We start from the raw sequence: 233 nt of genomic DNA, 5'->3' as shown, positions 1-233 counted from the left end.
AGGACGCCCGCGCGGAACTCCCCACGGTCCTGGCCCGAGGCGTCGCCCCCATAGCCCTCCCCGGTATCCGGGCCCCCGGCCTGGTTCGCTTCATCTTCAGCTGGAACGAACTGCTGTTCGCCCGCGTGCTGTCCGGTGTGGTCGCCGAGACGGCCCCCGTCTTCCTGACCGGCTTCATCACCACCCAGGGCCTGTTCCTGGCCTAGGTGTGCGCCGCGTCCCTCGTCATCTCC

At 70.0% G+C, this 233-nt stretch carries 1 pseudogene; it reads left to right on the top strand.

The features are described from left to right. A pseudogene (locus tag KVT44_RS57250) lies at positions 1 to 203 on the top strand (carbohydrate ABC transporter permease); the annotation flags it as partial. Positions 204 to 233: the final 30 nt, after the last annotated feature.

Origin of the sequence: Streptomyces sp. GbtcB7, from assembly GCF_019091445.1 — a bacterium.
GTDB lineage: Bacteria > Actinomycetota > Actinomycetes > Streptomycetales > Streptomycetaceae > Streptomyces > Streptomyces mirabilis.
The sequence above is the reverse complement of the archived record's forward strand: the minus strand, read 5'-3'. Positions and strand labels throughout refer to the sequence as shown.